22 protein-coding genes are annotated in these 22,637 nt (G+C 63.7%); all 22 read left to right on the forward strand.

What is annotated here, in order from left to right; all coding sequences use genetic code 11:
* Window positions 1–10 precede the first annotated feature (10 nt).
* The 22 genes from KJQ12_RS06925 (at window position 11) to KJQ12_RS07030 (ending at window position 22,572) form a co-directional block, all read left to right on the forward strand.
* Complete coding sequence (locus KJQ12_RS06925) at window positions 11–1,942, forward strand: stage V sporulation protein D (protein ID WP_213484024.1); 1,932 nt, start codon at window positions 11–13, stop codon at window positions 1,940–1,942.
* A 59-nt stretch (window positions 1,943–2,001) separates the two neighbouring features.
* Complete coding sequence (locus tag KJQ12_RS06930) at window positions 2,002–3,486, forward strand: UDP-N-acetylmuramoyl-L-alanyl-D-glutamate--2,6-diaminopimelate ligase (RefSeq protein ID WP_213484025.1); 1,485 nt, start codon at window positions 2,002–2,004, stop codon at window positions 3,484–3,486.
* The gene (locus KJQ12_RS06935) at window positions 3,483–4,895 is read left to right on the forward strand and encodes a UDP-N-acetylmuramoyl-tripeptide--D-alanyl-D-alanine ligase (RefSeq protein ID WP_213484026.1); all 1,413 of its coding nucleotides are present in this window, start codon (window positions 3,483–3,485) and stop codon (window positions 4,893–4,895) included. The genes KJQ12_RS06930 and KJQ12_RS06935 overlap by 4 nt, the downstream gene beginning before the upstream one ends.
* A 13-nt stretch (window positions 4,896–4,908) precedes the next feature.
* Window positions 4,909–5,871, forward strand: a complete 963-nt coding sequence (gene mraY, locus KJQ12_RS06940; RefSeq protein WP_213484027.1) for a phospho-N-acetylmuramoyl-pentapeptide-transferase — start codon at window positions 4,909–4,911, stop codon at window positions 5,869–5,871.
* A 40-nt stretch (window positions 5,872–5,911) separates the two neighbouring features.
* Window positions 5,912–7,333, forward strand: coding sequence for a UDP-N-acetylmuramoyl-L-alanine--D-glutamate ligase (gene murD / locus KJQ12_RS06945; protein ID WP_213484028.1), 1,422 nt, complete (start codon window positions 5,912–5,914; stop codon window positions 7,331–7,333).
* A 45-nt stretch (window positions 7,334–7,378) separates the two neighbouring features.
* Window positions 7,379–8,476 carry a stage V sporulation protein E gene (gene spoVE / locus KJQ12_RS06950; RefSeq protein ID WP_213484029.1) on the forward strand — a complete coding sequence of 366 codons (1,098 nt, stop codon included), beginning with the start codon at window positions 7,379–7,381 and terminating at the stop codon, window positions 8,474–8,476.
* Between the two features lie 8 nt (window positions 8,477–8,484).
* Window positions 8,485–9,603 carry an undecaprenyldiphospho-muramoylpentapeptide beta-N-acetylglucosaminyltransferase gene (murG, locus tag KJQ12_RS06955; RefSeq protein WP_213484030.1) on the forward strand — a complete coding sequence of 373 codons (1,119 nt, stop codon included), beginning with the start codon at window positions 8,485–8,487 and terminating at the stop codon, window positions 9,601–9,603.
* 152 nt (window positions 9,604–9,755) lie between these two features.
* Window positions 9,756–10,661 carry a UDP-N-acetylmuramate dehydrogenase gene (gene murB, locus KJQ12_RS06960; RefSeq protein ID WP_015255171.1) on the forward strand — a complete coding sequence of 302 codons (906 nt, stop codon included), beginning with the start codon at window positions 9,756–9,758 and terminating at the stop codon, window positions 10,659–10,661.
* 15 nt (window positions 10,662–10,676) lie between these two features.
* Window positions 10,677–11,960 (forward strand): UDP-N-acetylglucosamine 1-carboxyvinyltransferase, encoded by a 1,284-nt coding sequence (gene murA / locus KJQ12_RS06965; RefSeq protein ID WP_213484031.1) that lies wholly within the window; start codon window positions 10,677–10,679, stop codon window positions 11,958–11,960.
* Between the two features lie 93 nt (window positions 11,961–12,053).
* A complete protein-coding gene (locus tag KJQ12_RS06970; protein ID WP_213484032.1) occupies window positions 12,054–12,830 on the forward strand; it encodes a cell division protein FtsQ/DivIB in 777 nt (258 codons plus the stop codon).
* A 239-nt stretch (window positions 12,831–13,069) separates the two neighbouring features.
* Window positions 13,070–14,320, forward strand: coding sequence for a cell division protein FtsA (ftsA, locus tag KJQ12_RS06975; RefSeq protein WP_213484033.1), 1,251 nt, complete (start codon window positions 13,070–13,072; stop codon window positions 14,318–14,320).
* A gap of 17 nt (window positions 14,321–14,337) precedes the next feature.
* On the forward strand, window positions 14,338–15,462 hold the full coding sequence (ftsZ, locus tag KJQ12_RS06980) for a cell division protein FtsZ (RefSeq protein ID WP_213484034.1): 1,125 nt from the start codon (window positions 14,338–14,340) through the stop codon (window positions 15,460–15,462).
* Window positions 15,463–15,810: 348 nt separating this feature from the next.
* Window positions 15,811–16,749 carry a sigma-E processing peptidase SpoIIGA gene (gene spoIIGA / locus KJQ12_RS06985; RefSeq protein WP_213484035.1) on the forward strand — a complete coding sequence of 313 codons (939 nt, stop codon included), beginning with the start codon at window positions 15,811–15,813 and terminating at the stop codon, window positions 16,747–16,749.
* A gap of 35 nt (window positions 16,750–16,784) precedes the next feature.
* Complete coding sequence (sigE, locus tag KJQ12_RS06990; protein ID WP_015255165.1) at window positions 16,785–17,507, forward strand: RNA polymerase sporulation sigma factor SigE; 723 nt, start codon at window positions 16,785–16,787, stop codon at window positions 17,505–17,507.
* A 120-nt stretch (window positions 17,508–17,627) separates the two neighbouring features.
* Window positions 17,628–18,410 (forward strand): RNA polymerase sporulation sigma factor SigG, encoded by a 783-nt coding sequence (gene sigG, locus KJQ12_RS06995; RefSeq protein WP_015255164.1) that lies wholly within the window; start codon window positions 17,628–17,630, stop codon window positions 18,408–18,410.
* A 190-nt stretch (window positions 18,411–18,600) separates the two neighbouring features.
* Window positions 18,601–18,879 (forward strand): PRC-barrel domain-containing protein, encoded by a 279-nt coding sequence (locus KJQ12_RS07000; RefSeq protein ID WP_213484036.1) that lies wholly within the window; start codon window positions 18,601–18,603, stop codon window positions 18,877–18,879.
* Window positions 18,880–18,931: 52 nt separating this feature from the next.
* Window positions 18,932–19,783, forward strand: a complete 852-nt coding sequence (gene pgeF, locus KJQ12_RS07005; protein WP_213484037.1) for a peptidoglycan editing factor PgeF — start codon at window positions 18,932–18,934, stop codon at window positions 19,781–19,783.
* Between the two features lie 6 nt (window positions 19,784–19,789).
* On the forward strand, window positions 19,790–20,494 hold the full coding sequence (locus tag KJQ12_RS07010) for a YggS family pyridoxal phosphate-dependent enzyme (protein WP_213484038.1): 705 nt from the start codon (window positions 19,790–19,792) through the stop codon (window positions 20,492–20,494).
* On the forward strand, window positions 20,491–20,940 hold the full coding sequence (locus tag KJQ12_RS07015) for a cell division protein SepF (RefSeq protein WP_213484039.1): 450 nt from the start codon (window positions 20,491–20,493) through the stop codon (window positions 20,938–20,940). The genes KJQ12_RS07010 and KJQ12_RS07015 overlap by 4 nt, the downstream gene beginning before the upstream one ends.
* A 4-nt stretch (window positions 20,941–20,944) precedes the next feature.
* Entirely contained in the window at window positions 20,945–21,211 is a 267-nt protein-coding gene (locus KJQ12_RS07020; protein WP_213484040.1) for a YggT family protein, read from the forward strand.
* Window positions 21,208–21,990 (forward strand): YlmH family RNA-binding protein, encoded by a 783-nt coding sequence (locus KJQ12_RS07025; protein WP_213484041.1) that lies wholly within the window; start codon window positions 21,208–21,210, stop codon window positions 21,988–21,990. Before KJQ12_RS07020 ends, KJQ12_RS07025 begins: the two co-directional genes overlap by 4 nt.
* A gap of 78 nt (window positions 21,991–22,068) precedes the next feature.
* Window positions 22,069–22,572: a DivIVA domain-containing protein gene (locus tag KJQ12_RS07030; protein WP_015255156.1), complete on the forward strand. Its 504-nt coding sequence runs from the start codon at window positions 22,069–22,071 to the stop codon at window positions 22,570–22,572.
* Window positions 22,573–22,637 lie beyond the last annotated feature (65 nt).

Raw genomic sequence — 22,637 nt, forward strand, 5'->3', positions numbered from 1 at the left:
GGAGATCGGCATGCGCAACCGGATATCGGGCCTCACGGTCAGGCGGCGGCTGTTCCAGATTCTGCTCGGCGGAATCGCCCTGTTCCTGGCGCTCATCATCCGGCTCGGATACGTACAGCTCTGGGAAGGCGGGGAACTGGCCGCCCGCGCGGAAGAATCTTGGCGGCGGAACATTCCCGTCACGGCAAAGCGCGGCGAGATATTGGACCGAAACGGCGTCCGGCTCGCCTACAACATCAGTTCGCCGACGGTCATGGCCATTCCGGCGCAGATCGAAAATCCCGGTGAGACGGCCGAACGGCTGGCGCTCGCCCTGGACATGAAGAAGGAAGACGTCTACCGGCTCGTGACGAAGCGCGAGCTGATCGTCCGCATCCAGCCGGGAGGACGGAAAATTTCGGCGGAGAAGGCGGCGGAAATCCGCGACATGAACCTGCCGGGCATCGTTGTCGCCGAGGATAACAAGCGGTATTATCCATACGGCAGTCTTGCGGCGCATGTGCTCGGCTTCACCGGCATCGACAACCAGGGTTTGACCGGCGTCGAACTGTCGTATGACAAAATGCTGAGCGGCATTTCCGGCAGCGTATCCTTCCTGTCGGATGCGGGAGGCCGCAGAATGCCGGGGTCTTCCGATACGTACAGCGAGCCGAAGGACGGACTCCATCTGCAGCTTACCATCGACTACATGATCCAGACGATCATCGAGCGCGAACTGGACGACGCGATGGTCCGGCTCCAGCCGAACGCCGCGCTTGCGATCGCGATGAATCCGAACACGGGCGAAATTCTCGGCATGGCGAGCCGGCCGACGTACGAGCCGGACCGATACCGGGAAGTGCCGTCCGAAGTGTATAACCGGAACCTGCCGATCTGGATGACCTACGAGCCCGGCTCCACGTTCAAGATCATCACGCTGGCCGCGGCGCTCGAGGAAGGGAAGGTCGATCTGCTGGGCGAGCGGTTCCACGACCCGGGCGCGATCGAGGTCGGCGGCGCGCGGCTCCGCTGCTGGAAAAAAGGCGGCCACGGCAGCCAGACGTTCCTCGAAGTGGTGGAAAATTCGTGCAACCCCGGCTTTGTGACGCTCGGACAGCGGCTGGGCAAAGACGTGCTGTTCCAATACATCCGCAACTTCGGCTTCGGCACGAAAACCGGCATCGATCTGAGGGGCGAAGAGAACGGCATCCTGTTCAAGCCGGAACGCGTCGGTCCGGTCGAGCTGGCGACGACGTCGTTCGGACAGGGGGTGTCGGTGACGCCGATCCAGCAGGTCGCGGCGATCTCGGCGGCGATCAACGGCGGCACGCTGTACCGGCCGCATGTCGCGAAGGCGCTCATCCACCCCGATACCGGTGAAATCGTGCAGCAATTCGAGCCGGAGGCGGTGCGGCGGGTCATCTCGCCGGAGACGTCGGACAAAATCCGGGAAGCGCTCGAAAGCGTGGTGGCGCGGGGAACGGGCCGCAACGCCTTCATCGACGGCTACCGCGTCGGCGGCAAGACGGGCACGGCGCAGAAAGTGGTGAACGGCCGGTATTCGCCGACCGAGCATATCGTCTCGTTCATCGGCTTCGCGCCGGCGGACGATCCGCAGATCGTCGTGTATGTCGCCGTCGACAACCCGCGCGGCATCCAGTTCGGCGGCCTCGTCTCCGCGCCGATCGTGCGGAACATTCTCGCCGATGCGCTGCCGGAGCTGGGTGTGAAGCCGCGCAAAGAGCAATTGGAAAAGAAATTGAACTACGGCGACACGCCGATCGTCACCGTACCGAATCTGGTCGGCAAGACGGTGTCCGATCTGTATGAAGATCTGAACATGAACTTCAACCTGGCCGCCTCCGGTTCCGGCTCTGTGGTCATCCGGCAGGCGCCGGCGGCGGGCGAACGGGTGGAGCGGGGATCGACGATCCGCATCTACCTGGGCAAGGACGACGCCTAGATTCGGCCAGGCCCGTCTATAATGGAAAATATCAGGCTGCTTGCAAGGAGGTACGGCGCATGCTGCTCAGCGAACTTACGGGGCTGCTCGTCACGGCAAAACTGGAAGGCGGCGATCTTCGCCCCGGAGGGCTGTGCACCGATTCCCGCAAGGTGAAGCCGGGCGATCTGTTCTTCTGCCTGCCCGGCCATACGGTGGACGGCCACGACTATGCGGCGGCAGCCGTGGAGCGCGGCGCCGCGGCGCTCGTCGTCGAGCGCCGGCTGCCTCTGGACGTGCCGCAGATTGTGGTGAAGGACAGCCGGTTGGCGATGGCGGTCATGTCCGACCGGTTCTACGGTTCCCCGAGCGCGCGGGTGAAGCTGATCGGCGTCACCGGCACGAACGGCAAGACGACGACGACACATCTCATCGAGAGCATTCTGCAGGAAGCGGGAAGAACATGCGGCGTCATCGGCACGATCGAAGCGCGCTTCGGCGGCCGCTCCCTTCCGATGTCCGGCACGACGCCTGACGCGCTCGAGCTGCAGCGGCTGCTCGCCGGCATGGCGGCCGAGGGCACGGCCTACTGCGCGATGGAAGTGTCGTCACACGCGCTTGAGCAGGGCCGGGTCAAAGGCGCAAAATTCCGCACGGCGGTTTTCACCAATTTGACCCAGGACCATCTTGATTACCACGGTACGATGGAGCGATACGCCGCGGCGAAGGAGCTGCTGTTCGCCCGGCTCGGCAATGTCTATCCGGCGCAGCCGGACGAGCGGGCATACGCCGTGCTGAACGCCGACGATCCGGCGTCCGCCGCCTTCGCGCGGGCGACGGCGGCGGAGACGATCACCTACGGCATCGACCGTCCGGCCGACGTCCGCGCGGAAGACATCCGCATTACGGCCAGGGGTACGTCGTTCAAGGCGGTCACGTTCCGCGGCGAGGCGGACATCGCGCTGCGTCTCGTCGGCAAGTTCAACGTGTACAACGCGCTGGCGGCGATTGCCGCGGCGCTCGTCGAGGACGTGTCGCTCGAGGACGTGAAAGAAGGGCTGGAGCGGGTGCAGGGCGTGCCGGGCAGGGTCGAGGCGGTCGACGCCGGGCAGCCGTTCGCGGTGATCGTCGATTATGCGCATACGCCGGACGGGCTCGAGAACGTGCTCAAGGCGGTGAAGGAGATCGCGGAGCGGCGGCTCATCCTCGTCTTCGGCTGCGGCGGCGACCGCGACCGCGGCAAACGCCCGATCATGGGCAGCATCGGCGCCCGCTACGCCGACCATGTCATCCTGACGTCCGACAACCCGCGCACCGAGAATCCCGAGGCGATCCTGGACGACATCGAGGCGGGGCTGCGGGAGGACGGCGTGTCCGCGGAGCGCTACGAGCGGATTGCGGACCGGCGCGCGGCGATTGAAAAAGCGGTTGAAATGGCAAGCCCCGGAGATGTAGTATTGATTGCGGGCAAAGGTCATGAGACCTATCAGATTATCGGGGATCGCAAGATCGATTTCGACGACCGGCTCGTCGCCGGCGAAGCGATAAGGAGAAGACGGCCGTGATCAGACGAACGACGGCGCAGCTGGCCGCCATGTGCGGCGCGGAAATGAACGAAGCCGCGGCGCGGCGCGCGGATGACAGGATCTGCGGCGTGGCGACGGATTCCCGGCGCCCCGCGGAGGGACGGCTGTTCGTGCCGCTCAGCGGTGAACGGTTCGACGCGCATGACTATGTGGGGGACGCGTTCGCCGGCGGCGCGGCAGCCTCGCTCTGGCAGGCCGGCCGCCCTGTGCCGGAAGCGCTGGCCGGCCGTCCGCTGCTGCTGGTGGACGACACGCTGGCCGCGCTGCAGCGGCTGGCCGCCGCCTACCGCGGCCAGCTGTCCGCAACGGTCATCGGCATTACCGGCAGCAACGGCAAGACGACGACGAAGGACATGACGGCGTCCGTCCTTGCCCGGCGGCTGCGCGTCCACAAGACGGAAGGCAATCTGAACAATCATATCGGACTGCCGCTTTCGATTCTCGCAATGGACGAGAATACGGAAGCGGCCGTGCTCGAGATGGGGATGAGCGGCTTCGGCGAGATCGAGCGGCTCACCCGCATCGCCCGGCCCGATGTCGCCGTCATTACGAATATCGGCGACGCCCATCTGCTGCAGCTCGGCTCGCGGGAGGGCATCGCGAAGGCGAAGCTCGAGATTGCCGCCGGACTGAAAGAAGGCGGCGTCCTGCTCATTAACGGAGACGAGCCGCTCCTCCGGGAAGGCGCGAAGCGGGCGGAGGGATACGGCAAGTGGCGCCTCGAGACGTTCGCGCTCGGCCGGGAGGACGGCTGGTCGGCGAAGCTGCTCGCCGCCACGGCGAAGGAATCGGCATTCACGATCCGACCGCCCGAAGGTCCCGAGTGGCCTGGCGAGTTCCGGGTGCCGGTCCCGGGGCGCCACAACGTGGCGAACGCGCTGGCTGCCGCCGCCGTCGGCGCGCTGCTCGGCCTGGATCCGGAAAGCATCCGGCAGGGCCTCGGCGCGGTCAAGCTGTCGGCCATGCGGCTCGAGACGACACATGCCGCAAACGGCGCGGTCGTGCTGAACGACACCTACAACGCCAGTCCGGCTTCCGTGAAGGCGATGATCGCGTTCGTCGGCGAGCTGACGGGCTACCGGCGCAAATGGCTCGTCCTCGGCGACATGCTGGAACTCGGACCGGACGAGAACCGGCTGCACTATGAGACCGGCGCGGCCGCAAACCCCGATCGGATCCACGCGGTGCTGGCCGTGGGCGAACGGTCGAAGCACACGGTCCGCGGCGCGGCGGAGCGGCTCGGGCCGGAGCGGGCGATCCATTTCGCGGACAAGGACGCCCTCGTCCGCCGGCTGCTCGCCGAACTTGCGCCGGACGATCTCGTTCTGGTCAAGGGATCGCGCGGCATGCGGATGGAAGAAGTCGTGCACGCGCTCGTCCGGGGTTAGGAGGAGACCTTTTTTGGATATACCTGTACTGTTGCTCCCGCTCGGCGTATCCTTCCTGCTCGCCGTGCTCCTGGGGCCGCTGGCCATCCCGCTGCTCAAGCGGCTCAAGTTCGGCCAGCAGGTGCGGTCCGACGGGCCGCAGACCCATCTGAAGAAGTCGGGCACGCCGACGATGGGCGGCATCATCATTTTGTTTGCCGCCGCCGTTTCTTTTCTTCGATACGCCGAATATACGGCGGAATTCTGGGTACTGCTGATTGCAATGCTCGGGTTCGGCCTTGTCGGTTTTCTGGACGACTATATCAAGATCGCCCTGAAGCGTTCGCTCGGCCTGACCGCGCGGCAGAAGCTGCTGGGCCAGCTGCTGTTCGGGATCATCATCTGCATCATCCTGTACCGCGCCGGGCACGACACGTCGATCGCGCTGCCGGGGACGGATGTGAGCCTGGATCTGCACCTCTTCTATTATCCGTTCATCATTCTGATGTTCATGGCGGTCGGCAACGCCGTCAACTTCACGGACGGCGTCGACGGCCTGTTGTCCGGGACAAGCGCGATCGCGTTCGCCGCGTTCGCGATCGTGGCGCTTCGGGCCGCCGAGCCGGAAGCGGCCGTCTTCTCCGCCGCGATGATCGGCGCGGTGCTCGGGTTTCTCGTCTACAACGCTCATCCCGCGAAAGTGTTCATGGGCGATTCCGGCTCCCTCGGCATCGGCGGAGGACTCGCGGCCGTCGCGATCCTGACGAAAACCGAGCTGCTGTTCATTGTCATCGGCGGCATTTTCGTCATTGAAATGCTGTCCGTCGTGCTGCAGGTGGCTTCGTTCAAACTGCGCGGCAAACGGATTTTCCGCATGAGTCCGATTCATCACCATTTTGAAGTGGGCGGCTGGTCGGAGTGGAAGGTCGTCACCATGTTCTGGGCGGCCGGATTTCTGTTCGCCGCCGCCGGCCTGATGCTGAACGGCGCGGTGTAGCCGTCCGGCGTCACGGTTCGACATCCAAAGGAGTGGCAGCATGCAACATCCCTCGACTTACCGGAACCGCCGGGTCGTCGTGCTCGGTCTGGCGCGGAGCGGCGTCAGCGTCGCCAAAGTGTTCCACGCGCTGGGCGCGGAGACGATCGCGAGCGATGTCAAACCGCCTGAACAGTGTCCCGAAGCGGCCGAACTGACCGCTTTGGGCATTTCCGTTCTCTGCGGCGGTCATCCGGAGGGGCTCGTGACGCCGGACACCGCCCTGGTGGTGAAAAATCCGGGCATTCCCTACTCGTCCCCGCCCGTGCGCGAAGCGCTTGAGCTGGGCATTGAAATCGTCACGGAAGTGGAAGTCGCCTGGTGGCTGACCGACGCGCCGATCATCGGCATTACGGGATCGAACGGCAAAACGACGACAACGACGCTGATCGGGAGGCTCCTCGAAGCGGCGGGGCGAAAGGCGATCGTCGCGGGCAACATCGGCCGGCCGCTCACCGACGCGGCGCGGGAAGCGGGGGCCGACAGCTGGCTCGTCGCCGAACTGAGCAGCTTCCAGCTGAAAGGAACGTCCGCCTTCCGGCCGCGCATCAGCGTGCTGACCAATGTGGCGGAGACGCATCTCGACTACCATGGCGGCATGGACGATTATACGGCCTCGAAGGCGAAGCTGTTCGCCAACCAGACGGAGGAGGACATTGCGGTCGTCAATTGGGACGACCCGGAATGCCGGCGTCTGGCCGAAGGCATCCGGGCGCGGATCGTGCCGTTTGCCATCCGGCAGCGGCTCGAGGAAGGCGTCTTCGTCGATCCGCCTTATCCCCCGTCGCCGGAAGACGACGGCGCATCCCGGACGATCGTCCGGCGGACCGGCGGCGTCAGCACCGCCATCATCGCCGTGGACGAGCTGGGCATTCCGGGGCGCCACAACGCCGCCAATGCGGCCGCGGCGGCGGCGGCGGCGCTGGCCGCCGGCGTGCCCGCTGAAGCGCTCGCGGCACCGCTGCGCGCCTTCCGCGGCGTCGAGCACCGGCTCGAATTCGTGCGGGAGAAGGCGGGCATCCGCTTCTACAACAGCTCGAAAGATACGAATCCGACCGCCACGACGATGGCGATCCGCTCGGTGAAGGGGCCGGTCGTGCTGCTGGCCGGCGGACTGGACCGCGGTTCGGACTATGCGGAACTGGTGCCGGTGCTGCGCGAGAGAGTGAAGGCGCTCGTCGCCATCGGGGAGACGCGCCGGAAGCTTGCGGAGGCGGCGGAAGCGGCGGGCATCCGGCATATCCGCGTCGTCGAGCCCGAAGCGAGCCCGGAAGCGACGCTCGAGCGGGCGGTGCGGGAGGCGGACGCGCTGGCCGAACCGGGGGACGCCGTCCTGTTGTCGCCCGCCTGCGCCAGCTGGGACATGTTCAAGTCGTATGAAGAGCGGGGGCGTATTTTTAAGAAAGCGGCGCATATCTTGTAACGAAGGGGGCTGTCCCCCAATTCTCAGTGCAAGAGGTGTCGCAGCATGCCGAAAGCCCGCACCGCCCCGGACATGTGGATGATCGGGGCCGTTCTGCTCATTCTGGCCGCCGGTCTGGTCATGGTGTACAGCTCCAGCGCCGTGCTCGCGCTGCGCGAATACGGCGATGCTTTCTATTATTTGAAGCGGCAGCTGCTGTTCGCCGCGCTCGGAATCGGCATGATGATCGTCATGGCGGGAACCGACTACCGGGTCTTGCGAAAATACGCGCCCGCGGTCCTTATCGCCTGTTTCGCGCTGCTCCTCATCGTGCTCATTCCCGGCGTCGGCGTCGTGCGCGGCGGCGCGCGGAGCTGGCTCGGCATCGGCTCGTTCGGCATTCAGCCGTCCGAATTCATGAAGCTGGCGATGGTCATCTTCATGGCGAAATATCTCTCGGACCGGCAGCAGGAGATCGCCGGCTTCACGCGCGGGCTGCTGCCGCCGCTTGCAATCATGGGCTGCGCGTTCGGCCTGATCATGCTGCAGCCGGACCTCGGCAGCGGCGCGGTCATGGTCGGCGCGACGATGCTGATCATCTATGCGGCAGGCGCCCGGCTGCTCCATCTCGGCGCGCTGGCCGGGATCGGCGCGGCCGGCCTCGTCGGCCTCATCATCGCCGAACCGTACCGGATGAAGCGGATCACCGGTTTTCTCGACCCGTGGCAGGATCCGCTCGGCTCCGGCTATCAGATCATCCAGTCGCTGTACGCGATCGGCCCCGGCGGCCTGATCGGGCTCGGGCTCGGCGAGAGCCGCCAGAAATACAGCTACCTGCCGGAGCCGCAGACCGACTTCATTTTCTCCATCTGGGCGGAAGAACTGGGCTTCATCGGCGGGGCGGCCCTCATCCTGCTGTTTCTCGTCCTGATCTGGCGCGGCCTGCGCACCGCGATCACCGCGCCGGATACGTTCGGCAGCCTGCTTGCCGTCGGCATCACCGGCATTATCGCCGTGCAGGTGTTCATCAACATCGGCGTCGTCATCGGCCTGCTGCCGGTCACGGGCATCACGCTGCCCCTCGTCAGCTACGGCGGCTCGTCGCTGACGCTGCTGCTGACGGCGCTCGGCATCCTGCTGAACATATCCCGATATTCGAGGTGAACGCTTAAATGCGAGTTGTACTGACCGGCGGCGGTACGGGAGGCCATATTTACCCGGCCGCATCGATCGGCCGCCAGCTGAAGCGGGAAGATCCGGATACGGAACTGCTCTACATCGGTTCTTCCGCCGGGCTGGAAAGCCGGATCGTGCCGAAGCTCGGCATTCCGTTCGAGACGATCGAGATCAGCGGGTTCAAGCGGAAGCTGTCGCTCGACAACGTGCGCACGGTCATCCGCTTTCTGCGCGCTGTCCGCCGATCGAAGGAGATGCTCAAAGGTTTTCGGCCCGATGTCGTCGTCGGCACCGGCGGCTACGTGTGCGGACCGGTCGTCTACGCGGCCGCCCGGCTCGGCATTCCGACGCTCATTCATGAGCAGAACGTCGACCCGGGCATGGCGAACGCATTCCTGAGCCGCTATGCGGATGCGATCGCGGTCAGCTTCCCGGAATCGAAAGCGCGGTTCCGCCGGGGACGTCGGATCGTCCATACGGGCAATCCGTGCGCGACGAACGTGCTCCACGCGGACAAGGCGAAGGGGTACGCCTCGCTCGGCATTCCGGAAGGCAGCCGCATCGTCCTGGTCGTCGGCGGCAGCCGCGGGGCCAGGGCGCTCAATGAAGCCATTCCCGACATCGCCGGCGCCGTCGGCCGGCTGGACGGCGTCTGGCTGGTCGCCGTCACGGGGGACGTCCATTACGAACAGACGAAGGAGCGGCTGAACCGGCTGCCGGCGGAATTGTCCCGCCGGCTCCGCGTCGTGCCGTATCTCGACAATATGCCGGAAGTGCTCGCGGCCTCATCGCTCATCATCAGCCGCGCCGGCGCTTCCATGATCGCCGAAATCACCGCGCTCGGCGTGCCGTCGATTCTGGTGCCGTCGCCCAACGTGACGCACAACCACCAGGAAGCGAACGCGCGGAGCCTGGCGGATGCCGGGGCGGCGGTCATGATTCTCGAACGCGAACTTACCGGTCAGAAACTGGCCGGAACGATCGCCCGCATCATGGGGGACGAGGCGGTCCGGCGCGCGATGTCGGAAGCCGCGAAGTCGCTTGCGATGCCGGATTCCGCGGAGCGGATCACAGCCGAGCTCCGCGCGCTTGCCGCCCCGAAACGCGGCCGTTGACGGCGCGTCTGGGCGATTGTCACACTCGACATGTGCCGGGCATAGACTGTCACATGATCGTGACCGCCGACTCCGCGGCAGCCGCGGCGCAAGGCCGCCGGGCGCCGGCTGCCCCACATGTCCATTCCGGCTGAGAGGAAGGAGGATCGTCCATGCAGCAGTTGATTGACGAATTGAAGCGCGCCGACATCGGCGAACTGCTGCCGAACGAACCGCTGGCCAAGTACACCACCTGGAAAATCGGCGGACCCGCCGATCTGCTGATCATACCGAGAGGCAAGCGGGAGCTGGCTGCCGCCGTCGCGCTGCTTCACCGGCACGGCGTGCCGTGGACGAACCTCGGCCGCGGCTCCAACATGCTGGTTCTGGACAAGGGCATTCGCGGCGTTGTCATCAAGCCCGGACCCGGTCTCGATTACGCGCGGTTCGACGGGCATACGGTCATCGCAGGCGCGGCCTTCTCGTTCATCAAACTGTCCGTGCTCGCCGGCAAGCACGGACTGACCGGCCTGGAATTTGCGGGGGGAATTCCGGGATCGGTCGGCGGCGCCGTCTATATGAACGCCGGCGCCCACGGATCGGACGTGTCACGCATCTTCAAGTCGGCCGAGATTGTCACGGAAAACGGTGAAATTGTGCGTTTCGACCGCGAGGCGATGCAATTCGGCTACCGGCACTCCATTCTGCACGACATGCCGGGCATTGTCGCCGAGGCGACGTTCGAACTTGCGCCTGGCGACCGGAAGGAAATCGCGGCGGCAATGGCGTCCTACAAGGACCGCAGGCAGCGGACGCAGCCGCTGCAGGCGCCGACCGCCGGTTCGGTCTTCCGCAACCCGCCCGGCGACTACGCGGCCCGGCTGATCGAAGCGGCCGGGCTCAAGGGCTGGCGGTCGGGGGGCGCGGCCATATCGGATGTGCATGCCAATTTCATCGTGAATACGGGGCAGGCGAAGGCCGAAGACGTCCTCACCCTCATGGAGCATATCCAGCGGACCGTCAAGGCGCGTTTCGGCGTCGAGCTGGTCCCCGAGGTATTGGTGGTGGGTGAGCGGTAAATCGGAGGTGTAGCTTTGGACACATTGGTGATTGAAGGCGGCAGGCCGCTCTCCGGAACAATCGCCATCCAGGGCGCGAAGAACGCCGCGCTGCCGATACTGGCGGCCGGCATGCTGGTGGAAGGTACCGTTATCGTCGATCAGGTGCCGAACCTGCTCGACATCGACGTGATGCTGGACATCCTTCGCTCGCTCGGATGCCGCGCGGAGCAGATCGGCCAGTCCGTTGTGCTCGACACGACCTCCGCGAATTCCGCGCACATTCCGGAATCGCTCATGGGACAGATGCGTTCGTCCATCTTTCTGATGGGGCCGCTGCTGGCAAGATTCGGGGAAGTGGAAGTGTACCAGCCCGGCGGCTGCGCGATCGGTGAACGGAAGATCGATCTTCATCTGCTCGGCCTGCGAATGCTCGGCGCCGAGATCCGCGAGGACGGCAACCGGATCGTCTGCCGCGCGAGCAGGCTGACCGGAACCGACATTCATCTCGATTTTCCGAGCGTGGGCGCGACCGAGAACCTGATGATGGCGGCCGTTCTGGCGGACGGCGTGACGACGATCACGAACGCGGCGCGCGAGCCGGAGATCGAGGATCTGCAAAACTTCCTGAACAGCATGGGGGCGCGCGTCACGGGCGCCGGCACGGGCACGATCAGAATAGAGGGCGTGAAGCGGCTTGTGCCTTGCCGCTACCGGATCATCCCGGACCGGATCGTCACCGGGACGCTGATGGTCGCCGCTGCGGCAACGCGCGGACAGGTGACGCTGACGGGTGCGAATCCTTCCCACCTGACTTCGCTCATCCATGTGCTGCGCCGGGCCGGTGTTCAAGTGACCGTGGACGATGATATAATTAAGGTCGGGGGCGTTATCCGCCCGAAGGCGGTGGAACGGATCGTGACGAGTCCGTATCCGGCCTTCCCGACCGATCTGCAGGCGCAGATCATGGTGCTGCTCGCGCTGGCCGACGGCGTCAGCGTCGTGAAAGAGATGATCTTTGAAGGCCGTTTCAAACATGTCGACGAACTGGTGCGCATGGGCGCCGATATCCGCGTCGACCTGAACTCGGCGATCATCCGCGGCGTGCCGCGGCTCTACGGGACAACGGTCGAAGCGACCGATCTGAGGGCCGGCGCGGCGCTCGTCATCGCCGGTCTGGCCGCGCAGGGCAAGACGGTCATCGAACAAGTCTATCATATCGATCGAGGTTACGAGCGGATCGAAGCGATGTTCGCGAGTCTCGGCGCACGGATCATGCGGTACGCCGCGGTGCCGAACAACCGCGTGATTCCCGGCTGAAGGACCGCCGCCCGGCTTTCCCCGCTGGGAATGCCGGGTTTCATTTGTGGCGGCGTCGGACAAGCTTGCGATTCCCTCGTCAGGAGAATGGAAATGACGGAACGCATGCCCGTACTGAAGGAGCCGAGCCCCAAGCGAAGGAGCAACAGGCGGCTGCTCGGCGTAATCTACGCGCTGTTCATCGTGCTTCTCCTTGTCCTGTTCTTCCGCTCCAGTCTCAGCAAAATCTCGGAAGTGACCGTATCGGGCGGCCGGTTCGCCAGTGAAAGCGAGATTCTGGCCGCTTCCGGCGTCGAGCCGGGCGACCCGTTCTTCTGGCCGGCCGCGGACGCGATTGCCGGGCGGGTGGAGAAGCTGGAGCCGGTGGCGTCGGCGGTCGTCCGCAAGACGTTCCCGGGAAAGCTGCACATCGAGGTGACGGAATTTCCGGCCGTCGCCTACGGGCTGACGGCGGACGGCGCGATCACGGCCATCCTGTCGAACGGCAAAGAGCTGCCGATCGGCGCGGACGCCGTCGTGGACCGGCCGGTGCTGCGCGGCTGGAACGGACGGGAGGAGGACAAGCTCAAGCTCGTCGATGCGCTTTCCCTTCTGCCGGACGACCTGCTCGCCGATTTTTCGGAAATTGCGCCGTACCCGTCGGATGCCTATCCCGACCGGATCCGCATCTACACGCGCACCCGGTTCGAGATCATCACCGCCGTTTCCCTGCTCGAAGAGAAAGCGGAGACGATCCGCGCCGTCATCGAGACGCAGGAACCGGGCAGCATGACGCTGCTGCTGGCGGACCGCTACGTGCCTTACACGGAAGAAGGCGGAGACGGCGAAGGGAAAGCGCCGGATGCGGAAAACACCGGTAAACAGGACTAATAGCCACTACTCAAGCCGCGTGAATAATGGTACAATTTCGTTTATGAGTTTATCCTTGGATGGGTCCCTACCCACCAATTGCCAGCGTAAAAACTTTGTAGAAAAAAGAGGGAAAATATAAGGCGCGTTGAATTACTTGGACAAGGATATATGCGTGAATATCGCCCGCTGGTAATCAATATGTTGGAACTTCGCACTTTAGATTTCATTTCTTATCGGAGAAACGGAGGTGCCAGGGGTTGAGCAGCAGCGACTTGATCGTCAGCCTGGACATCGGAACATCCAAAGTCCGCGTCATCATCGGCGAAGTCCAGAACGGCGCGATCAACATCATTGGTGTCGGATCTGCCGACTCGGAAGGCATTCGCAAAGGAGCCATCGTTGATATCGACCAGACCGTGCAGTCGATCCGCAATGCGGTGGATCACGCGGAACGCATGGTCGGGATTGAAATATCCGAAGTCTACGTCGGAATTCAGGGCAACCATATCGCGCTGCAGACGAATCACGGCGTTGTCGCGGTATCGAACGAGGACCGCGAGATCGGAGAAGAAGACATTGAACGGGTGCTGCAGGCGGCGAGGGTCGTGGCGCTGCCGCCCGAGCGCGAGATCATCGGCCTGGTGCCGCGCCAGTTTCTGGTTGACGGATTGGACGGCATCTCCGATCCGCGCGGCATGATCGGCGTGCGGCTGGAAGTCGAAGCGACCGTCATAACCGGAGCGAAGACGGCGATACATAACCTGATGCGCTGCGTCGAGAAGGCGGATCTGCAGATCGCCGGCGTCATCCTGATGTCGCTTGCGTCCGGCCAGATGGCGCTGACCAAGGACGAGAAGAACATGGGAACGGCCCTCGTCGACCTCGGCGCAGGCTCCACGACGATCGCCATTTTCGAGCAGGGCAATCTGGCGGCGACGTCCACGCTGCCCGTGGGCGGCGAATATGTGACGAACGATATCTCTTACGGGCTGAGGACGCAGACCGAACAGGCGGAGAAGATCAAGCTGAAGTTCGGCTGCGCGCTGGTCAGCGACGCGGCGGAAGACCAGAAGTTCAAGGTCGTGCGCATGGGCAGCAACGTCGAGAAGGAATTTTCCCAGGTCGACCTGGCCAACATTATCGAGCCGCGCATGCAGGAGATCTTCCAGCTTGTCCGGCAGGAGATCATCCGGCTTGGATACGAAGGCAAGGTGAACGGCTGCGTGCTCACGGGCGGAACGGCATCGATGCCGGGCGTGCAGGCGCTGGCGCAGCGGGAGCTTGAGACGAGCGTGCGGATCGCGGTTCCGGACTACATCGGCGTCCGGGATCCGGCGTTCACGAGCGGCGTCGGCATGATCCAGTACGTGTCCCGCTACATGCGGCCGCGCGCCGCGGGCTCCGCAAGGCGGGCGGCGGTGCGCAAGCCGGCTCCTGCTTCGCCCTCGGCGGCGGCCAAACCGGGAATCTTCGAGCGGCTGAAGCGGATGTTCAGCGAATTCATTTGATCGGAGGAACTTCACTCATGTTGGAATTCGATATGGAAATGGAACCGCTGGCGTCGATCAAGGTGATCGGCGTAGGCGGCGGCGGCAGCAACGCGGTCAACCGGATGATTGAGACCGGCGTGCGCGGCGTCGAGTTCATCACGGTCAATACGGATGCGCAGGCGCTTCAGCACGCGAAGTCCGAGCAGAAGCTGCAGATCGGCGAGAAGCTCACGCGCGGTCTCGGCGCAGGCGCCAATCCGGAGGTCGGCAAGAAGGCGGCCGAAGAATCGCGCGAAATGGTCGCCGAGCGTCTCAAGGGCGCGGACATGGTGTTCGTGACGGCCGGCATGGGCGGCGGCACCGGCACCGGCGCGGCGCCGGTCATCGCGGAAATCGCGAAGGAATGCGGCGCGCTGACGGTCGGCGTCGTCACCCGTCCGTTCACGTTCGAAGGCCGCAAACGGTCGATGCAGGCCGAAATGGGCATCGAGGAACTGAAGCAGAAAGTCGATACGCTGATCGTCATTCCGAACGACCGGCTGCTTGAAATTGTGGACAAGAAGACGCCGATGCTCGAGGCGTTCCGCGAAGCCGACAACGTGCTGCGGCAGGCGGTGCAGGGCATTTCCGACCTGATCGCGGTGCCGGGGCTCATCAACCTTGACTTCGCCGACGTGAAGACGATCATGACCGAGCGCGGTTCCGCGCTCATGGGCATCGGCGTGGCGAGCGGCGAGAACCGGGCGGCCGAAGCGGCCCGCAAGGCGATCATGAGCCCGCTGCTCGAGACGAGTATCGACGGCGCGCGCGGCATCATCATGAACATCACCGGCGGCTCCAACCTGTCGCTCTATGAAGTGAACGAAGCGGCCGAGATCGTCATCGCGGCTTCCGATCCGGAAGTGAACATGATCTTCGGCGCAAGCATTGACGAAGACATGAAGGACGACATCAAGGTCACGGTCATCGCGACCGGCTTCGAGACGACGAAGGGCGGAGCGGGCCGCCGTCCGGCGTCGGCCGGCACCGGCGGATCGGAAACGCAAGAGAGCCGTCCGTCCGGCGGTTCGAACCTGCGTCCGTTCGGCCAGCTCCCGTCCAGCGACCAGCTGGACATTCCGGCCTTCCTGCGCAATCGACCGCGCAGCGAACGCGAATAATCCGGACTGAACATTATCCTTATGCTGCAACACCAAAGCTGTCCCAAGGCGGCGCCGGCCGCCTGATCGGGGCGGCTTTTTTTGTATGGTCGGAATGTCTCCATAAGTCCGTGCGGCAGCCCCTGCATTCCGCCTCTAACGTAACGGAACCCCGTTATACACAGCGGTCATGTTTTCTTGCTTCCTCCGCTTGCGATTTGCGCGCCGGAACATCGACAAAAATAGATTCTCGCTGACGGCGGCTTTAGACAGACTTCCGGCATGGTCCCCGCTATACTTAACCGTAAGACCGCCAAGCGATCGCTGGGCGCGCGAAAACGGAAAGCCGCGGAACGAATAGAGCGGTGGGTGAAGCTGCTGGTCGTATACGTGGATCTTGTTTTTCTCTCAAATCTGATCATCGACGGCGCGGTGCTGTTGACGACGGCCTGGGTAAGGGGACTCAAGCCGAAGTGGTGGCGGATTGCGGCGGCGGCGGCGGTCGGCGCGGCATACACCGCGCTGCTGTTCCTTCCCGGCGCCGGCTGGCTGCTGTCGGTGCTGGTGAAAATCGCGCTGTCGCTGCTCATGCTGCTGATCGCGTTCGGCTTCGGCGGGCTGCAACGGTTCATCCGCATCGCGGTGGCGTTCTACGGCATCAATTTTGCCGCGGCGGGCGGCGTCATCGGGCTCCACTATCTGCTGCAGAGCCGCGGCGGCATGTGGGACAGGTTGTGGTTGACCGATGGGGGCGGCGTCGGCATCGAAGTACAGTATGGACTGGCCTCGGTATTTGCCGCCGCGGGAGCAGCGCTGCTCATCTGGCGGGCCGTCTGGAGCAGCCGGAAGCACACGGAGCGGACGCTGGGCAGCCTCGCGGAGGTGACCGTCGAGATCGGCGGCCGAACCGCACGCTGCACCGGGCTCATCGACACGGGCAACCGGCTGTACGATCCGCTGACCCGGACGCCGGTCATGGTCGCGGAAGCCGCGCTCTGGAGCGGCGAGCTGCCCGAAGCCTGGATCGAAGCGCTGCGCAGCGGCGATGTCGAAGGCTTGCTGGCCAGGCTGGACCTGGGCGGCCATGTCTGGGGCGAACGGCTGAGATTCGTGCCCTACCGGGGCATCGGAGGCAGAACGCAGCTCATGCTGGCCGTAAAACCCGACAGGGTGTGCATCGAGCGGGACGGGCGCCGCAGCGAGACAAGCCGCGTGCTTGTCGGCCTGGAGGGCGGCACGCTGGCGTCCGACGGCGCTTACCGGGCGATCATTCATCCGTCCCTGCTCGAGGGCGACGGCAGCGGATGAATCCATCAACACGCATACGGAGGGGACTTGCGGACATGCCCGTGAAGTGGAAACTGATGCTGCAGTTATTCTATTATCGTGTTTTGTTTTTATTCGGTCTGAAGCGCGAAGAGGTTTACTACATCGGAGGCAGCGAAGCGCTGCCGCCGCCGCTGACGCGCGAGGAAGAGGAGTATCTGCTCAAGCGGCTGCCGTCCGGAGATGCGGCGATCCGCGCCATGCTGATCGAGCGGAATCTCCGGCTCGTCGTCTACATCGCCCGCAAATTCGAGAACACGGGCATCCACATCGAAGACCTGGTCTCCATCGGCGCGATCGGCCTCATCAAGGCGGTCAACACGTTCGATCCGGAGAAGAAAATCAAGCTTGCCACGTATGCTTCCCGCTGCATCGAGAACGAGATTCTCATGTACCTGCGGCGCAACAGCAAGACCCGCACCGAGGTGTCGTTCGACGAGCCGCTCAACATCGACTGGGACGGCAACGAACTGCTGCTTTCCGACGTGCTCGGCACCGAAGGCGACACCATCTACCGGAACATCGAGGAGCAGGTCGACCGGAAGCTGCTCCAGAAGGCGCTGGACAAGTTGACGGAGCGGGAGCGGACGATCATGGAGCTCCGGTTCGGCCTCACGGACGGCGAGGAGAAGACGCAGAAGGATGTCGCCGATATGCTCGGCATTTCGCAGTCGTACATTTCCCGGCTGGAGAAGCGGATCATCAAGCGGCTGCGCAAGGAGTTCAACAAGATGGTGTAATTTCACGGGGCCCCGGACCGCGGGCATAAAGACCGCCTCCGGGGCCGCTTTGCGTCCAGAATAAAAACAAAGCCCAAGGGGATAATGTACAGTAATGTTTCTCCTTGGGAGGTTATCGCGTTGACCCGAAACAAAGTTGAGATCTGCGGAGTGGATACCTCGAAACTTCCGGTGCTGACGAATGCGGAGATGCGCGAGTTGTTCACGGCGCTGCAGACCCGGGGAGAACTGTCGGCCCGGGAGAAGCTGGTGAACGGCAACCTGCGGCTCGTGCTCAGCGTCATCCAGCGGTTCAACAACCGGGGAGAATTCGTCGACGATCTGTTTCAGGTCGGCTGCATCGGTCTGATGAAAGCCATCGACAACTTTGACCTCAGCCAGAACGTGAAGTTCTCCACCTATGCCGTGCCGATGATCATCGGCGAAATCCGGCGGTATCTTCGGGACAACAATCCGATCCGCGTCTCCCGAAGTCTGCGCGACATCGCCTACAAGGCGCTGCAAGTGCGCGACACGCTGACGAACCAGCATTCGCGGGAACCGACCATTTACGAGATTTCGGAAGCGCTAGGCGTGCCCAAGGAAGACGTCGTATTCGCCCTGGACGCCATCCAGGATCCGGTCTCCCTGTTCGAGCCGATCTTCCACGACGGCGGCGATCCGATCTATGTGATGGACCAGATCAGCGACGACCGCAACAAGGATTCGTCCTGGATCGAGGAGATCGCACTGCGGGAGGCGATGACCAAACTCGGCGAAAGGGAGAAAATGATTTTATCCATGCGTTTTTTCGAAGGGAAAACCCAGATGGAGGTGGCGGACGAGATCGGCATCTCGCAGGCGCAGGTGTCGCGTCTCGAGAAGTCGGCCATCCAGCAGATGCAGAAACATGTAAAAGCCTGAAGACTTTGAAGCCGGGCGCGGAGGCGTCCGGCTTTGTTGCTGTCTCGGCATGCCATGCGCTGCAATGCGGCCGCGCCCGCCCGGGGAGGACGGCGCGGCCAATTTTCTTGCCCGGCCGGACATTTCGCGCCGCCTTCCGCGATAACATGGTAGAAGGGAAGATTAATCGAAGAGAGCGTGGTGGCGCGGATTGCGGATTTCCGAATTGCAGGAGAAGGATGTCATCAATATCGTGGACGGCCGGAAGCTCGGCCATGTCAGCGATCTGGAACTGGATCTTCGGCACGGCCGGATCGAATCGATCATCGTGCCGGAAAGCGGCCGGTTCTTCGGGCTGTTCGGCGGCGGCGGAGCCGACGTCGTCATTCCGTGGCGCAGCATCGTCAAGGTCGGCGAAGACGTCGTGCTCGTCAGGCTGGACGACACCCGGCTGAGTCGCGTTCAGGACGTGGAGCTGAGCGAACGGTGACGATTTCTTCGACGCAGCCGCTGTGGTACACTGGTTCTGCGAGGTGAACCCGATGGAACCGTTCGTTCGGATGGAAGGCAACGGTCCGGCGCTGTTTCTGCTGCGCGGATGGATGGAGGAGTCGCCGGGCCTGACGGCCGGCATTACCGGCCGGGAAGGCGGCGTCAGCGGCCCGCCCTGGGCGTCGCTGAACTGCGGCCTGCACGTCGGCGATGCGGCAGACGCCGTCGTCCGCAACCGCGCCCTTGCGGCGGAAGCGGCCGGCTGGGATCCGGCCGCCTGGACGTGCGCGGAGCAGGTGCACGGCTGCCGCGTCCACCGCGTCGTCCGCGCGGACCGGGGCCGGGGCGGCAAGGATCAGGAATCGGCCATTCCCGGGGCGGACGCGATCATGACGGATGAGCCGGGCATCCTGCTCGCATCGTATTACGCGGACTGCGTGCCGCTCCTGTTCCACGATCCGGTGCGGGGCGCGGTGGCGCTCGCCCATGCCGGCTGGCGGGGAACGACGCTTGAAATCGCCGCGCGGACGATCGAGGCGATGGAGCGGGAATTCGGCAGCCGCCCGGCGGATATCCGCGCCGCGGTCGGTCCGGCGATCGGCCCGTGCTGCTACGAAGTGGACGGCCCGGTGATCGAGAGCGCGCTGCCGCTGGCGGAGTCGCTCGCGCCTTCGGGCGGAGCGCCCCTGGACGCCATGATCCGCTTGACGGAAGATGGCAAAGCAAGGCTTAACTTGAAAGAAATGAACCGACAGATTATGATAAGATCAGGAATCATGCCGAGCCGCATCGCATTTTCGTCCTTCTGCACCGGATGCCGGCGCGATCTGTTTTTCTCCCACCGGCGGGAAGGCGGGAGGACGGGGAGGATGGCGAGTTTCATCGGCATGCGTGAGAGGTGAACCGACGTGTCGATCCGGGCGAGACTGGACGACGTCGACCGCCGCATCCGCGAAGCTTGCGCCCGCAGCGGCCGCCGGCGGGAAGAGATCGGCATCGTCGCCGTGACGAAATATGCCGGCGAAGCGGCCGCAAGGGAGGCGCTCCGCGCGGGGCTCGTCCATCTCGGCGAGAACCGGTGGCAGGACGCCGCGCCGAAGTGGCGCGCTTTGCAGGATGAGCAGCCGCAGCCGGTCTGGCATTTCATCGGTTCGCTGCAGACGAACAAGGTCAAGGACGTCGTCGGAAAGTTCGCTTACATCCATTCGCTGGACAGGCTCTCCCTGGCCCAGGCGATCGACAAGCGCGCCGAACAGCTGGGCATCCGCGTTCCCTGTTTCATTCAGGTGAACGTCTCCGGCGAAGCTTCGAAGCACGGCCTTGCGCCGGAAGATTTGATCGGCTTTGCGCGAACCGTCGCGGATATGCGCGGCATCGCCGTGGCGGGCTTGATGACGATGGCGCCGTTTGTCGACGATCCGGAAGAGGCGCGGCCGGTGTTCCGGGCGCTGCGCAACCTCCGGGATGAACTGAACAGTGCCGCCGTCCTGCGGGAGGAAGCAAGCGGGCTTTCCATGGGCATGTCGAACGATTTCGAGGTTGCGGTCGAAGAAGGGGCGACCTGGCTCCGGCTGGGGACGATTCTGGTGGGAAAAGAGGAGGCTGTGTCATGAGCGTCATGAACCGATTCATGAGTTTTCTCGGTCTTCAGGAAGAAGAGGAAATCGTGGAGCGCGGCCGGTCGTCCGCAGAGGCGGAGCAGGAAATTGAAACGCCGGTCTTCGAATCGCGTAAAACTGTGAAGGGCGGCAATGTCGTCAGCATCCATGCGCAGAAGAATGTCCGCGTTGTGCTTAACGAACCGCGTTCCTACGACGAGGCTCAGGAAATCGCCGATCATCTGCGTTCCCGACGTTCGGTCGTCGTCAACCTGCAGCGGATCCGCACCGACCATGCGATCCGGATCGTCGATTTCCTGAGCGGTACGGTCTATGCGCTGAACGGGTCGATCACGAAGATCGGACCGAACATCTTTCTGTGCACGCCGGATACGGTAGAAGTGCAGGGCACGATCACGGACATGCTGACGGATGACAACGAATACAAGACGATGAGGTGACCTCGTGTCTGAAATTGAATCTTTAATTTGGCTTATTCACCGGATATACACGTTCGTCATTATCGCCTATGTGCTGCTGTCCTGGATTCCGAACGCCCGCGACAGCTTCATCGGCGAAATGCTCGGCAAACTGGTCGAACCGTACCTTGCGCCGTTCCGTCGGCTCATCCCGCCGATCGGGGGCATGCTGGACATTTCGCCGATCGTCGCCATCTTCGCACTGCAGTTCATCGCGATGGGGCTCATTGCGGTGATTGATTTCTTCATATGAGTCAGTCGCTCTATGTCCACTTCCATCCGGAAGAGCGTCCGTTCGTCGACCGCGCGCTGGAGTGGGTGGAGCGGGCGGCCGAACGCCATGCGCCGGTCGTGACCGACTTCCTGGACCCGCGGCAGCAGTTCATCCTGCAGTCGATTGCCGGCCGCGAGCCGAATGCGGTCCTGCGGCTGGATGGCGGCTATCCGGAAGCCGAGCGGAAGCGCGCCGTTATCGTCCCGGCATACCGCGATCCGGAAGACGTGGATTGCGGCATTGTCGTGCTGGCGGTCGAGGCGTCGGGCGGCAAGTTCCTCGAACTCGACCACGGCGATTATCTCGGCGCCCTGCTCGGGCTCGGCATCAAACGGGACGTAATCGGCGATCTTCATGTGCGCGATGACGGCTGCCACTGTCTCGTGACGGAAGAGATGGCCGGATTTCTGCATACCCATTTGAACCAAGTGCATCGTGTGCCCGTCCGCACGGACATTCTTCCCCGGGAGAGCCTCCAGGTCGTGCAGCCCGAGATGGACGTGACGGTTATCACGGTGGCTTCTTTGCGTCTGGACGGCGTGGCGAGCGACGTGCTCCGCATCAGCCGGTCGAAAATTCTGGACCCGATCCGGGCGGGCCGGTGCCGGGTCAACTGGAAGACGGAAGAAGATCCTTCCGTCCGGCTCGAGGAAGGCGACATCGTCTCGTTCAAAGGTTTCGGCCGGTTCAAAATTCTCAAGGTCGACGGGCCGACGAAAAGCGGTCGGCTGCGCGTGAGCATAGGCAAATTTATTTGAAGCTTGGCAGGAATTCCATCGGAACCTGTCGAAAGGGTACGGTATCGTTCGGGCAATGTAAGGAGGAGGTGCGTCACCATGCCGTTGACGCCGCTGGATATCCATAACAAAGAGTTCGGCCGCCGCCTGCGCGGCTATGATGAGGACGAGGTCAACGAGTTTCTTGACCAGGTGATCAAGGACTACGAGGCGCTCATCCGCGAGAACAAGGAACTGCAGAACCAGGTGCTGGCGCTGCAGGAGAAGCTGAATCATTTCGCCAATCTCGAGGAGACGCTGAGCAAGACGATCATCATCGCGCAGGAAGCCGCGGACGAAGTGAAGAACAACGCGAAGAAGGAAGCGCAGCTCGTGATCAAGGAAGCGGAGAAGAACGCCGACCGGATCATCAACGAGGCCCTGGCGAAATCGCGCAAGATCGCACTCGAGGTTGAGGAGATGAAGAAACAGGCGGCGATCTACCGGACGCGGTTCCGGACGCTCGTCGAAGCGCAGCTTGAGCTGCTCAGCCAGGACAGCTGGGATGCGCTCGAGGGGGTTGCAGCGACCCGCGAAACGCGCGAAATCGCGGGGCACGAATGAGGGCGCTTTCCGGTGTCAATCGTCTGTGAAAATGTCACCTTAACTCGTCTGTGAAAATGTCACTT

Origin of the sequence: Thermobacillus xylanilyticus (assembly GCF_907165215.1) — a bacterium.
GTDB classification, from domain to species: domain Bacteria; phylum Bacillota; class Bacilli; order Paenibacillales; family Paenibacillaceae; genus Thermobacillus; species Thermobacillus xylanilyticus.